This window comes from Bradyrhizobium sp. AUGA SZCCT0160 (assembly GCF_018130105.1).
In the GTDB taxonomy this organism is placed as follows: domain Bacteria; phylum Pseudomonadota; class Alphaproteobacteria; order Rhizobiales; family Xanthobacteraceae; genus Bradyrhizobium.
Genome location: NZ_JAFCMD010000019.1, coordinates 148360 through 161231 on the forward strand (window position 1 = coordinate 148360; position 12872 = coordinate 161231).

The window sequence follows — 12872 nt, forward strand, 5'->3', positions numbered from 1 at the left end:
CCTCCTCAGGGTTGCCTGCCTGGCGTTGCACGACGCGCGGCGAACAGCTCGGACAGCGCTTGCGACGCCGAAATTGCCCGAGGGAAGCCAGCCGGAACTGTCACCATGTAGATGACTTCCTTCAACTCATCCTCGGATACGCCGACATTGAGCGCATAGCCGGCATGGACCTTCATGAAGACCACCTCTCCGATTGCCGCAAATGCGGCGACGGCGGCAAGCTGGCGCGTTCGGTTGTCGAGGCCCGGTCGGGACCAGACATCGCCCAGCGCATAGCCCTGGGTGGCTTCGGCCAGGAATGGAAACTCCCGCCGCATGCGCTCCAGGGTGGGCTGCGGCTGCCCGTTGTTGAGGCTTCGCACGACAGCGTCCCCGCGTTGCAGGCGCTCTTCTGTTGTCTGCGAGTTGGCCGCCGCCGGAATCCCACCGAGCATAACCGCTACAGCGATTGCTCTGTACGAACGGTGAAAACGAAAACCCATTTCTGCCTCCTTATTTGCAGGCTGTCGGCCGGATGACGATCTCGTTCACGTCGACGTCGTCGGGCTGTTCGATGGCGAAGCGGACGGCGCGAGCGATCGCATCGGGCTGCAGCGCAATGGCGCGGTAAGTCCTCATCGCTTCCGCCGCTACCGGGTCGGTGATTCCGTCGGCAAGCTCGCTCTCGACCACACCGGGATGGATGCAGGTGATGCGAATGTTGTCGTGTTCCTGCCGCAATCCATCCGAGATCGCGCGCACCGCATATTTGGTCGCGCAATAGACCGCAGCGGTTGGGACAACCGAAAGCGCGCCGATCGAAGCGATGTTGACGACATGGCCGGAGCCCCGGGCGGTCATCTCCGGCAGCACCGCGGCAATGCCGTGCAGCACGCCCTTGATGTTGACGTCGACCATGCGGTCCCACTCATCGACCTTCATCGAGGCCATCAGCGAAAGCGGCATGACGCCGGCATTGTTGACGATGACGTCGACGCGGCCCCAGGCCTGCCGCGCGCCTTCCGCAAACGCCGCGACGTCGGCGCGGTCGGTGACGTCGACGCGGCGCGGCATCGCCTCTCCGCCGCTGGCCCTGATTTCCTCCGCGAGCGCGTCCAGCCGGTCGAAGCGGCGCGCACCGAGCATGACCTTCGCGCCGGCGGCGCCGACCTCCCGCGCGATGGCGGCGCCGATGCCGCTGGAAGCGCCCGTAACGAGGATGACTTTGTTCAGCGACATATCTGGTCTCTTTCCTGGCTGATTTGCGAGCCGTCCTTGAGCGGTTGCCAGGAAGATAGATCTGGCCCATTGTCGACGGAAGACGACCATTTCTTCCCAATATGGAAAGAAAATCTAACCAATGGAACCGGACCTCAATGCGCTGGCCGTCTTCGCCGTCGTGGCCGAGGAGCGGAGTTTTCGCGCGGCGGCCGACCGCCTGGGGGTCACGCGCTCGGCGGTCAGCCAGACCATCCGGCGGCTGGAAGAGACGCTTGGCATTGCACTGGTGCAGCGCACGACGCGCAGCGTCAGCCTGACCGAGGCCGGCGAACGCCTCTTTGCCGAGACGGCGCCCGCGATTGCAGAGATGCGCGCGGCCATCGAGACCACCGGGAACCTGCGCGGGCTGCCGCGCGGGCAGCTGCGGCTGGCCGTCTCATCGATCGCGGAGCGCTTTCTCGCAGGCCCGTTCCTGGCGACGTTTGCCGAGGCCAATCCGGAAATCCAGATCGACATCACCGTGACCGACGAGGAATTCGATATCGTCGCCGAGGGATATGACGCCGGCGTCAGACTCGGCGAAGTGATCGAGCAGGACATGATCGCGGTGTCCGTCGCGGGCGACGAGCGCCAGCTTGCGGTTTGCGCCCCGGCCTACCGCGACCGGTTCGGAGTGCCGTCACATCCAAGCGAGCTTGCAGGTCATCGCTGCATCGGCTGGCGCCCCGCGCCCAGGGTCGCACCCTATCGCTGGGAATTCGCCGAGCACGGCAAGGAGTTCAGCGTCGCCGTCGCGCCCGAGATCACGACCAACGACATGGCGCTGATGATCAAGCTCGCCGTCACCGGCTATGGCATCACCTTTGGCATGGAAGCGAGCTTTCGCCCCTCGATCGAGCGCGGCGAACTCGTGTCTATCCTGGAAGAATATTGCCCGCGCTTCGCCGGCTTCTATTTGTATTACCCAAGTCGCCGCAACACGGCCCCGAAACTGCGCGCGCTGATCGATCACGTCCAGCGCTTCAGATGAACCCTTAAGCCTCGATCGCCTTCGGCTTGCCGCCGCTTTTTTCTTCCTGCTCTGCCGCCGCGGCCGCAACCTTGGCCGAGACGCTGCCCAGAAACGTCCGCATCATCGAATTCTGCCGCGCGCCGATGACGATATGGTCGACCTGATTGACTGCGGTAAATTCCAGAATCGCGGATGCCGGATCGATCGCTTCCAGCACATGCACGGTGAGCCGGCTCTCGTCGAGTTTTAATGGCGAGGCCCAGTGCCGCAGCGCGACCAGCCGGTCGATGTGTTTGTTGTTGCCCTGTTCGTCGAGCGTCCGGTCGATGGTCCTACCGTCGAGTTCGGCGCCCGGCTCGATCGAAGGCTTCGCCATTGCTCACCGCCCCTCAAGCAGGCGATCGGCCAGCCAGCGCGGCAAGCCGTTGGCGCGGATCCGGTCCGCCGCAGTCTCGACGTCGTAGGGCACCCGGCAATAGGTGATCTCGCGCGTCGCGGTATCGAGCATCGCAAACGCCGCCGCCGGATTGCCGTCGCGCGGCTGCCCGACCGAGCCGACAACGGCCAGCCAGCGCCGGCCCCCCAGCAGTTGCACCGGGACATCAGAGGTCGGGACGAAGCTCGTCATCTTCGCCGCCGAGGACATCGAATAGAGCGCGGGCTGGTGGATGTGCCCGCAGAAGGTAACGTGAGCCTCGGTGGCCTCGATACTTCGGGCGGCTTCCGAGGTGCCCTCGACGTAGCGCCATCGCGCCGGATGACTGGCTTCGGAATGCACGTAGAGGCGATCGTCTTCCTGCTGCGTCAGCGGCAATTCGGCGAGGAACCGCCGCTGCGGTGCGCTCAGCCGCCCGCGCGTCCACTCGATCGCGGCCTGAGCCGCGGCATTCATGGTCTCGGACGGCGTGCCGATCGCGTTGTCGTGATTGCCGCGCACGGCGATAGCGCCGCCATGGACGAGGTCCATCACGGTCTCGACCGCCCATTCGGGGTCGGCGCCATAGCCGACGATGTCGCCGAGGCAGATGATCCGCTCGGCGCCCCGCGCGCGCGCCGCCGCAAGGCAGGCGCTGAACGCCTGCCGGTTGGCATGGATATCCGCAAACACCGCAAGACGCACATCTTCCTCCGCGCCGTCGTCAGGCACATGGTTTGAAAGATATCAAACTACGGGAGGCTTGCGCCCCGCAATGATGCGGAAGGCGGAACAAGGTAACGATGCGCGCGGGATCAGCGCTTCTTTGGCGCTTCCAGGCCCTTGAGCAGCAGAGCCAGCAGCGCGTCGATGCGGGCCGGCGTCTCCGGATCGCGCCATTCGTCGGCATGCGCGGGATGATGGTAGCGCGTGGTGGCGTCGAACAGCGCACGCGCCGTCACCTTGACGTCGGCGATCTGGAAGACGCCCTGCTTGACGCCTTCGGACATGATATCCGTGACCTGGCCGATCAGGCGCTCCCGGTGCGCATGCACCGCCTCGCAGGCCTCGCGTGCCAGCGTCAAATAGGTCTGGAACATCTCGGGATCTTCCGAAACCTTCTTGTATTTGATCTCGAACATCGTGCGCAGCCACTTCTCGAGCCTGGCAGGCGCCGGTCCGGAGGATTCCGCGATCTTCTGCAGCGGCGCGTTGGCGCGGTCGAGCCAGCGTTTGGCAACCGCCTGGCGCAGCGATGCCTTGCTGGGGAAATGGCGGTAGACGCTGCCGTGGCTGACATCCAGCGCACGGGCAACGTCGACCACCGTGGCCTTGGCCAGCCCGTAGCGGCGCAATACGTCCTCGGTCACCTCCAAAATTCGCTCAGGGGTCAAAACCACGACTTCGTTCATGCGCGCACCTGCGGAATGATGGAATGGGTGGTCATTTGATCCCTTTGTAACCCCTGGAGCCTTGGTAACCCCTGGAGCCTTGCAAGGTTCAGCTCTTCAACGGTCCCAAACGGGTGGCCTGGGCTTCCAGATGGCGGGCCACCTGGGCGTTCAGCCAGCGGGAGATTTGTGTCGTCAGATTAATGATTTCGATTGTCATGGCTTAAGTCCTCTCAAGTACCCAGGCTCAGTGCCAGCGAACCCGGATGACGCCCCTATCCGTGGCGTCGAAGAAGGATATAGCATGTCTCGCTGACAGATTTCAATATCTGTCATTCAGTTTTCCGTGATTGGGGCCCTTCCGCCCGCCCGCATCCGCCGGGCACTCGGCCCAAGCCTGCCCGAGGCTATTCCAGCCGTTTTTCCCGGGCGTTTGTCTCGCTTTGTTTGTCTCATTTGGGTGGCCCTGCTAAAGCACGGCGTAAAAAACAATTCGCCGGAGTCGTCGATGATCCCCCGCTACACCCGCCCGGAAATGGCCTCCATCTGGGAGCCGCAGACCCGTTTCAAGATCTGGTTCGAGATCGAGGCGCATGCGGCCGACGCGCAGGCGGAACTCGGCGTCATCCCGAAGGAAGCCGCCAAAACCGTCTGGGACAAGGCGCGTAACGTCACCTTCGACATCGCTCGCATCGACGAGATCGAACGCGAGACCAAGCACGACGTCCTCGCCTTCACGACCCATCTGGCCGAGATCGTCGGCCCCGAGGCGCGCTTCATTCATCAGGGCATGACCTCCTCCGACGTGCTCGACACCTGCTTCAACGTCCAGCTCACCCGCGCCGCCGACCTGCTACTCGCCGACATCGACAAGGTGCTGGCAGCGCTGAAGAAGCGCGCTTTCGAACACAAGATGACGCCGACCATCGGCCGCTCCCACGGCATCCATGCCGAACCCGTGACGTTCGGCCTCAAGCTCGCTTACGCCTATGCGGAATTTTCCCGCGCCCGCGAGCGCCTGGTCGCCGCCCGCAAGGAAGTCTCGACCTGCGCGATCTCGGGCGCCGTCGGCACCTTTGCGCAGATCGATCCGCGTGTCGAAGAACATGTCGCGAAGGCGATGGGACTGACGCCGGAGCCGATCTCGACGCAAGTGATCCCGCGCGACCGCCACGCGATGTATTTTGCAACGCTTGGGATCATCGCCTCCTCGGTCGAGCGTCTCGCCACCGAAATCCGACACCTGCAGCGCACCGAAGTACTGGAAGCCGAAGAGTTCTTCTCCGAGGGCCAGAAGGGTTCTTCGGCGATGCCGCACAAGCGCAACCCGGTGCTGTCGGAAAACCTCACCGGCCTGTCGCGCATGGTGCGCGCCTATGCGATGCCGGCGATGGAGAACATCGTGCTCTGGCACGAGCGCGACATCTCGCACTCGTCCGCCGAACGCATGATCGGGCCGGACGCCACCGTGACGCTCGACTTCGCGCTGATGCGCCTCGCCGGCCTGGTCGAAAAACTGCTGGTCTACCCCGAGAACATGCAGAAGAATCTCGACCGCCTCGGCGGCCTCGTGCATTCGCAGCGCATCCTGCTCGCGCTGACGCAAAAGGGCGCCAGCCGCGAGGACGCCTACAAACTCGTGCAGCGCAACGCGATGCCGGTATGGCGCGGCGAAGGCGACTTCCTGACGCTGCTGAAAAAAGACCCCGATGTGAAGAAGCATCTGAGCGACGCCGAGATCGAGGACCAGTTCGACCTCGGCTATCATTTCAAGCACGTCGACACGATCTTCAGGCGCGTGTTTGGGGCAGCGTAAACAGGCGCGCCTTCTTGTCGGTGACATCGCGGCAGAATCCCTTACGCTAGCCGCAAACGAACAACACAAGAAACGGATTTCCCATGCCCATCGTCAACCGCATCGCCGCTTTGTCAGATGAAATGGCCGCCTGGCGCCATGACTTCCACGAGAATCCGGAATTGCTCTACGAAGTCCACCGTACCGCCGGCATCGTAGCCGACCGCTTGCGCGAATTCGGCTGCGACGAGGTGGTGACGGGCATCGGCCGCACCGGCGTCGTCGGCGTGATCCGCGGCCGCAAGAGCACGTCCGGCAAGACCATCGGCCTGCGCGCCGACATGGATGCGCTGCCGATCGAGGAGACTTCGGATGTACCCTACGCCTCCAAGATTCCCGGCAAGATGCACGCCTGCGGCCATGACGGGCACACCGCGATGCTGCTTGGCGCGGCCAAATATCTCGCCGAGACGCGCAATTTCGACGGTACGGCTGTGGTCATCTTCCAGCCGGCCGAAGAAGGCGGCGCCGGCGGCAAGGCGATGGTCGACGATGGATTGATGACCCGCTGGGGCATTCAGGAGGTCTATGGCCTGCACAACATGCCGGGCTTGCCCGAAGGGCACTTCCACACCACGCCGGGCGCAATGCTCGCTTCAGCGGATAAGATCGAGATTACGGTGCACGGCAAGGGCGGCCATGCGGGCTCCGGTCCGCACAACGCGGTCGACAGCGTGTTGGTCGGCTCGCAGATCGTCAACGCGTTGCAGTCGATCGTATCGCGCAACGTCGATCCGCTCAAATCGGCCGTGATCTCGATCACCATGTTCCAGGCCGGCACCGCCTTCAACATCATCCCGGAGACCGCCAGGCTCGGTGGAACGGTGCGCACGCTCGATCCTGCAATCCGCGATCTCGTCGAGCGCCGCATCAGCGAGGTTGCCGACAGCGTGGCGCGGGCTTACGGCGGATCTGCCGAGGTCAAATACACACGTTCGTATCCGGTGACGGTCAATCACGCGCGAGAGGCCGGCATCGCCGCAGAAGTGGCCCGCGATGTCGTCGGCGCCGACCGCGTCAACGAGCGCGCGTTGCCACTGATGGGTTCGGAAGATTTCGCATTCATGCTGGAAGCGCGCCCCGGCGCTTTCATCTTCCTCGGCATGGGCGACGGCAATGAATGCCACCACCCCGGCTACACGTTCAACGACAATATCCTCGGCCACGGCGCATCGTACTGGGTGCGGCTGATCGAGAAGTCGATGCCGGCGGGTTGACGACGCGCCACGGCGTTCGGCGGGGAAAAAGGATCAGTCTGCAGCGGTTCTGGCGGCAGCTGAGACGGCGCGCTCTGAGGGCTCTCCGCCCTTGCCAAAGCGATTTGAATCACTCCAAATTGCCCTCAGCTGGCGATGGCCCGATGGACGGGCTGCCGCGGCCCTCACGTCAACCCAACGCTAACCGCGGATCGGCTAAAGTCGCAGCGTGGCAGGTCCTCCAACGATTCTCGTCTTCGATTCCGGCCTTGGCGGTCTCACGGTCCTGCGCGAGATCGTGGGCGCGCGGCCCGACGCCCACTACGTCTATGTCGCCGACGACGCGTTCTTCCCCTATGGCCACCATACCGAAGAGCAGATCATCGCCCGCGTGGTGCCGCTGGTCGGCGAACTGATCGCGGCCCACGCCCCCGATCTGGTGGTGATCGCCTGCAATACCGCCTCCACGCTGGTTATGTCGCATCTGCGCGGCGCCTATTCCGTGCCGTTCGTCGGCACCGTGCCCGCGATCAAGCCGGCCTGCGCCAGTTCCAGAACAAAACGCGTGTCGGTGCTCGGCACCAAGGGCACGGTGAAGCGCGAATACACGCGAAAACTGATCGACGATTTCGCGCAGGGCTGCGAGGTGACGCTGGTCGGCTCGGGTGAACTGGCCTCGCTGGCCGAACGCGCGCTCAACGGCTTTTACGTCAGCGACAAGGACATCTCGGCCGAACTCGCGCCCTGCTTCGTCGATCGCGGCAACGCCCGCACCGACACCGTCGTGCTGGCCTGCACCCACTATCCGCTGTTGCTGGATCGTCTGGTGAAGTTGGCGCCATGGCCGGTCGACTGGATCGACCCCGCCCCCGCCATCGCGCGGCGCGTCTCCGATCTGCTTGGTGGACCCGGGCAAGAATCCGACACCGCCGGCGCCGAGATGGTGTTCACCTCAAAGCGACCGCACACGCTGAGCCAGGCCTTGATGCCGTTTTTCGGCGGGCGGGTGCCGGCGTAGCGGATACGCCGTAGGATGGGTAGAGCGCAGCGAAACCCATCACCTTTCTTCAATGACAAAAATCGATGGGTATCGCTGCGCTCCACCCATCCTACGGGATACGGCTCAACCTTTCGATGCCGTAAAAACCGCCAATTGAGCATCGAAGGCGCGCCTGAACGCCGGCCGCGCTTCGCCGCGGGCTACATAGGCGGAGAGGTTTGGATATTCGTCCAGCATATCCGATCCATCCAACCGGCGCAGCACGGTGACCATCATCAGGTCACCGGCGCTGAACGCGCCATCGAGCCAGTCGGCATTGCCAAGGCGCCGGGAAAGCTGGCCCAGCCGATCGCGGACGGGAGCCTCGACCATCGGCAGGCGCTGCTCGTACCAGGCTTTGTCGCGCTCCAGGAGAAAAGCAATTTCCAGATCAACGATTGGTGGCTCCATCGTGTTCAGCGCGGCGAACATCCATGTGATCGCGCGCGCCCGGGCATTCGCATTCTCCGGCAGCAGTCCAGCATGGCGCTGCGCGATATGGAACACGATCGCCCCCGTCTCGAACAGGGCAAGATCGCCTTCTTCATAGGTCGGAATCTGCCCGAAAGGATGAAGCGCGCGATGCGCGGGTTCCTTCATCTCACGGAACGACACCAGACGGACGTCGTAGGGTACGCCCACTTCTTCGAGCGCCCAGCGAACACGCATGTCACGTGCCTGTCCCTCACCGCGGTCGGGCGAATTTTCAAAGGCGGTGATGGTGGGGATCATTGCGAGGCTCCGGATAATTGCATGACGCCATCGAGATTTGCGTCCGGAGGACGAACGACCAGCGCGGCTCCCGACAACTTACCTCATCTTTTTTGGCTAGGGCCGGTTGCTCTCGGCATTCCCCGGATGCTGCGCTTTGCCAAAAGCACGTTTACGCGCGTCTCTGACGCGCTATGCGAAGCGGTCGCTGAACGACGAATGACGCCGGAGCTATCGGGCCGCGCTTGCGCGCACCCGGTGGGCCAATCCGCCCTGCACGCTACACGACCTCACTCGCGACCCTGCATGCATGCTGTCATAAAGGCGCTCTGTCCGTTCATCATGTCATGACCGGTGCCCTTCCAGCCACGTTGAGCCGCAAGCGCGCTGCAGGCTTCAAACGAGCGCTTCGGCGCATCAGGTTCGTTGGTGGAAGAGCTGGTGCGACGGATGATGACCGGGGCGGGCGTTGCCGATTTCGGAGGTAATGGCGATGCCGGAGGTAATGGCGATGTCGGAGGCGCTGACGCGGTTGGAGGTACGACCGCCGGCACCGGCGGCATTGCCGCGGCAGCGGTTTGGCCCGATGAAGCCTTAACGTCAGGCCTCTGGTTTGCAAGAAAGAACGCAAGAGCCGCAGTGCATAGCATGAAGGCGCTGATGATTGCGACCTCAAGCAACTTCCTGGCCGGTTTTGCGCCTGCCGGTACGGCAGCCGCCTGTGACGCTTCAGCGGATCGGCTGTCGTCCCACGTCACCACGATATAGGCATGAACCGGCTGTGGAATGTTCTTCACCTGCCGCGCGCCGATGTCGATAAATCGCGGACAACTTGCCGGCCACCTGCTCATGCACCGCGCGTGAAATGCAGATACCGCCAATTTCGGCCACGCGGCGATATTGACGCCATCGCCAAGCAGATCGCCATCGCGCTCGACCACGTCGCCGATACCGATGCCGATGCGATAGCTCAGCTGCCGGCTGCCGGGATAAGCGAGGTTCGCGTGCGCAGGCTTTCCTGGATATCGATGGCGCAGCGTACCGCTTCGACCGCGCTGGGGAATTCTGCAAGAATTGCGTCGCCCGCGGTATTGAAGATCCGGCCGCCCGCTACCGCAATGAAGTCGTCAGTGGTGGTTCGACAGGACGCCATTCGCCGCAGCGTCTGTTCTTCGTCCTCAGCGACCAACCTGCCGTAGTCGGCGATGTGGGCCACCAGAATTGCGGCGATCTTGCGCCTCATGAAGATGGTATCCCGCACTAGTCGGTCGCAGCAGAATGCTCCCAGGTCAGCACAACCAGGGCGATCGAACTCCGGTCGGCGTCAAGGAGCCTATCCGCCGTCCATCCGGGCCGCAATAACTAAACTTCCCGTAGCCTGGTCTTCAGGGTGTGATCCCGTAACCACTAACCGCGCCCCCCATCCCGCCCTGATCGACGCGCCTGCAGTATCAACGAATACGCGGGTCTTCGTCGGCGGCCAACTCGTCCGCCGTGGCTCAAAGAGCGACCTGTCCGCCGTAGCTCGAAGGTAGAAGGCGTTGTCCGCCGTTACAGGCTCAGCAGAGCCCGTTCCTACTCGTCTATCTCCTGCAGCTTCCGCTCGACCAGCTTCAACTCTGCCTGAATTTCCTTGATGGTATCGTCGTCCGAAGCCGCTTGTCGCAACTTGCGTCGCAATTCCAGAATTTGCATTGCGAGTTCTACGCGCTCGTTCGGATGAGACATCAAGTCTAACCGCCGTATCTCACTAATGTTGCACGAGATTGACGTTTGAAACCTCCAAAGATTCCGGCTTGGCTTGATCTGTCCGGTCTCCGACATTAGCACGCGACCCGGCAGGGATCGTATTTTGCAGGGTGGGCCGTGAACAAGGCGCGAGAGTTCATAGATTTCTGGATTGAGAACACAGCGTTCATGCGGTAGAGCAATTCCGGACCCCCGGAGCGTCGCAGAACGTCAGCGAACTGGCCGCGCGCTGCATCGAGAATGCGAAAGCCCAAGGCATCTCGGATGCCGATATGGAGGCCGAGATTGGCGACGTTGCCGAGTACATCAGGGACAAGCTCAGAGAGGCCAACAAGGCCGAGAGCGACCGCCAGTAAAATAGCCGCTAGTTATTCTGCCGCCTTGATCAGTCCGACTTTCCTCTCCAACTGCCAGACCTCTACATCATGGCCGTCGACGAGCCGCCTCGCCTTCTGGAGAGCCTCTTCATCATCAGCGGCGTTGAAGCCTTCGGCACCGGATATGTGCCCGTCCTGACCGATGGTGAAGGCGCGGTAGTCTTTCACGTCGGCGCACTGAGACCTGGAGACCGCAGCCAGTCGCTCATGTGAGCGCCTGTCTCCGCCTGACGTGCCCTGCGAATGGTTTCGTCGCGCACCTTGCCGGGCGGAAGCAGTGCGGCTTCCTTGCGGAGGCGCTTCGCCTCTTGCGCGAGACGTTCTTCTAGGGAGAGTGTTTGCTCGAAACGGCGTCGCTGCTGCTGCATGGCGCTGCTCCCTGTTTTGAATGGGGCGGGAGCGCAACCGGCGTTCTCATCACAGATATAGGCCACGAACCGCGCTGTGATGGTTGAGTGTCCGATACCGGACAAAGAAATGCCAGCAGAAAATATTAGTTTTTCCCGGGAACGTAATCGGTCCGCAGATTTTGGCTTATGTGAGGGGCTTTTCCATCGGAAGCCCGACTTGGTCTGCACCGGCTTTGGCGCGGTTGTGACGGAAACCGGAGCGACAGGCCCACCTATAAGTTCCATATAAGCTATTCCCGCTTTGGTGCGTGCTCTCGGAGCGCACCCCTTCCCGCGGAGATGCGGCCCGACCGACCGGGCGGGGACCGCAGTGCCAGAACGCAACGCTTCGGCGGAACAAGCCAACAATCTCCTCGCGTCTTTGCCTCACGCCCAGTTCAGCTTGCTTTCGCCTTACATGGCCGTTGAGCAATTGGCGCAGGGTGCCGTTCTGACCGAGGCCGGCGAAGAGACCGAAAACGTCTACTTCCCACACCGGGGTATGCTGTCACTGCTGGCTGTGTTGAAGGACGGCAGGGCCATCGAAACCGCCACCGTTGGACGCGAAGGCGTTGTTGGCGCGATGGCCGGGCTTGGCGTGCACATTTCGCATGTCAGGGTGGTTGTGCAGCTTCAAGCCGAGGTTACAAGAATCCCGGCAAGCCGATTTCGGAAGGCGACGGGAGATAGCATCCCCCTTCGAAACCTCTGCGTGGGCTACAACGAAATCCTGCTGTCCCAGGCTCGAATTAACGCAGCTTGCAACGCCGTTCACCTCATCGAGGCCCGCTTTTGCCGGTGGCTCCTGCAAACGGCTGATACGGCTGGAAGCAATACCATCAATCTGACACAGCAATACTTGGCGGAAATGCTGGGCGTGCGGCGCACTTCGGTAACCGAAGTCGCGAAAAAGATCCAGGATAGCGGCGCAATTCATTACTCTCGCGGAGAAATACAGATTCTCGATCGCCATGTTTTGGAGCGTCTATCTTGTGAATGCTATGCGACCCTGCTGGAGCAGTCGAAGCGCATTCGGTAGACCGACGCTTACCCCTCCTTCAGCCCCTTGAACGAGCTTTGCCGAGCGTCGTGGATCACGCTTCCTTGTCGCGAAACTCCCACCTTGATTGCTCGAAGCAGGTATCGCTAAACGCCAACTGCGGTCGCCCCCCACGCAAGCGCAATCTTGCGTCCCGCATGTGACAAATCAACCCGACGGGCAAATCAGTTCTGATTTGCGGAAATAGTGTCAAGCCCCAAAATAAAAAATATTTCTGTTTACCGGAAGGGCAATCAGGTGCATATGTTTGGCCATCCCGTCCTACTCAGAAGGGCGTCGGCCGTCGTCACGGACGTTGGGCGGGTTGCGGTGGACGCTGGTTTACGCTGAGACGACGGCGTGGATTAAGCGTACGGCAAAACCGTGTGGTCCTGGCACCCGTTGCAGGTGTCAAGCTGTCGGGTAGGCGAGAGCTGAACGGCAGCGACGGAGTCAACCAAGAACTCGTCTCCGGGGAGATCACGGCATAAGCCGTAAA

Annotated in this window: 13 protein-coding genes and 2 pseudogenes; 6 read left to right on the forward strand and 9 right to left on the reverse strand. The window is 62.4% G+C overall.

What is annotated here, in order from left to right; genetic code table 11:
- Positions 1 to 5 precede the first annotated feature (5 nt).
- Positions 6 to 482 (reverse strand): carboxymuconolactone decarboxylase family protein, encoded by a 477-nt coding sequence (locus JQ558_RS26995; RefSeq protein WP_212274347.1) that lies wholly within the window; start codon positions 480 to 482, stop codon positions 6 to 8.
- Positions 483 to 492: 10 nt separating this feature from the next.
- Entirely contained in the window at positions 493 to 1218 is a 726-nt protein-coding gene (locus tag JQ558_RS27000; RefSeq protein ID WP_212295680.1) for an SDR family oxidoreductase, read from the reverse strand.
- Positions 1219 to 1339: 121 nt separating this feature from the next.
- Between JQ558_RS27000 and JQ558_RS27005 the strand changes: the two genes are divergently transcribed.
- The gene (locus JQ558_RS27005) at positions 1340 to 2230 is read left to right on the forward strand and encodes a LysR family transcriptional regulator (protein WP_212295681.1); all 891 of its coding nucleotides are present in this window, start codon (positions 1340 to 1342) and stop codon (positions 2228 to 2230) included.
- Between the two features lie 4 nt (positions 2231 to 2234).
- On the opposite strand, the pseudogene JQ558_RS27010 reads toward JQ558_RS27005, so the two are convergent.
- From JQ558_RS27010 to JQ558_RS27020, 3 genes and pseudogenes are all read right to left on the reverse strand, one after another.
- Positions 2235 to 2543, reverse strand: a pseudogene (locus JQ558_RS27010) (universal stress protein); the annotation flags it as partial.
- Between the two features lie 48 nt (positions 2544 to 2591).
- Positions 2592 to 3332, reverse strand: coding sequence for a metallophosphoesterase (locus JQ558_RS27015; RefSeq protein WP_212295682.1), 741 nt, complete (start codon positions 3330 to 3332; stop codon positions 2592 to 2594).
- A 110-nt stretch (positions 3333 to 3442) separates the two neighbouring features.
- On the reverse strand, positions 3443 to 4039 hold the full coding sequence (locus JQ558_RS27020) for a TetR family transcriptional regulator (protein WP_212274343.1): 597 nt from the start codon (positions 4037 to 4039) through the stop codon (positions 3443 to 3445).
- A 487-nt stretch (positions 4040 to 4526) separates the two neighbouring features.
- Here JQ558_RS27020 and purB point away from each other — a divergent pair, with 487 nt between their 5' ends.
- The 3 genes from purB (at position 4527) to murI (ending at position 8087) form a co-directional block, all read left to right on the forward strand.
- Positions 4527 to 5834, forward strand: a complete 1308-nt coding sequence (gene purB, locus JQ558_RS27025; RefSeq protein ID WP_212295683.1) for an adenylosuccinate lyase — start codon at positions 4527 to 4529, stop codon at positions 5832 to 5834.
- 83 nt (positions 5835 to 5917) lie between these two features.
- Positions 5918 to 7090: a M20 aminoacylase family protein gene (locus JQ558_RS27030; protein WP_212295684.1), complete on the forward strand. Its 1173-nt coding sequence runs from the start codon at positions 5918 to 5920 to the stop codon at positions 7088 to 7090.
- Between the two features lie 208 nt (positions 7091 to 7298).
- Complete coding sequence (gene murI, locus JQ558_RS27035; RefSeq protein ID WP_212295685.1) at positions 7299 to 8087, forward strand: glutamate racemase; 789 nt, start codon at positions 7299 to 7301, stop codon at positions 8085 to 8087.
- Between the two features lie 105 nt (positions 8088 to 8192).
- On the opposite strand, the gene JQ558_RS27040 is transcribed toward murI, so the two are convergent.
- Positions 8193 to 8840 (reverse strand): glutathione S-transferase family protein, encoded by a 648-nt coding sequence (locus tag JQ558_RS27040; protein ID WP_212295686.1) that lies wholly within the window; start codon positions 8838 to 8840, stop codon positions 8193 to 8195.
- 420 nt (positions 8841 to 9260) lie between these two features.
- On the opposite strand from JQ558_RS27040, the gene JQ558_RS27045 reads away from it, so the two are divergent.
- A complete protein-coding gene (locus tag JQ558_RS27045) occupies positions 9261 to 9587 on the forward strand; it encodes a hypothetical protein (RefSeq protein ID WP_212295694.1) in 327 nt (108 codons plus the stop codon).
- Here JQ558_RS27045 and JQ558_RS27050 read toward each other — a convergent pair.
- The 3 genes and pseudogenes from JQ558_RS27050 to JQ558_RS27060 form a co-directional block, all read right to left on the reverse strand.
- A pseudogene (locus tag JQ558_RS27050) lies at positions 9577 to 10062 on the reverse strand (adenylate/guanylate cyclase domain-containing protein); the annotation flags it as partial. The gene JQ558_RS27045 and the pseudogene JQ558_RS27050 sit on opposite strands and share 11 nt — an antisense overlap.
- 874 nt (positions 10063 to 10936) lie before the next feature.
- On the reverse strand, positions 10937 to 11113 hold the full coding sequence (locus tag JQ558_RS27055) for a hypothetical protein (RefSeq protein ID WP_212274339.1): 177 nt from the start codon (positions 11111 to 11113) through the stop codon (positions 10937 to 10939).
- Complete coding sequence (locus JQ558_RS27060) at positions 11110 to 11313, reverse strand: hypothetical protein (protein ID WP_212295687.1); 204 nt, start codon at positions 11311 to 11313, stop codon at positions 11110 to 11112. The genes JQ558_RS27055 and JQ558_RS27060 overlap by 4 nt, the downstream gene beginning before the upstream one ends.
- Positions 11314 to 11665: 352 nt before the next feature.
- Here JQ558_RS27060 and JQ558_RS27065 point away from each other — a divergent pair, with 352 nt between their 5' ends.
- Positions 11666 to 12373 carry a Crp/Fnr family transcriptional regulator gene (locus tag JQ558_RS27065; protein ID WP_212204557.1) on the forward strand — a complete coding sequence of 236 codons (708 nt, stop codon included), beginning with the start codon at positions 11666 to 11668 and terminating at the stop codon, positions 12371 to 12373.
- Positions 12374 to 12872 lie beyond the last annotated feature (499 nt).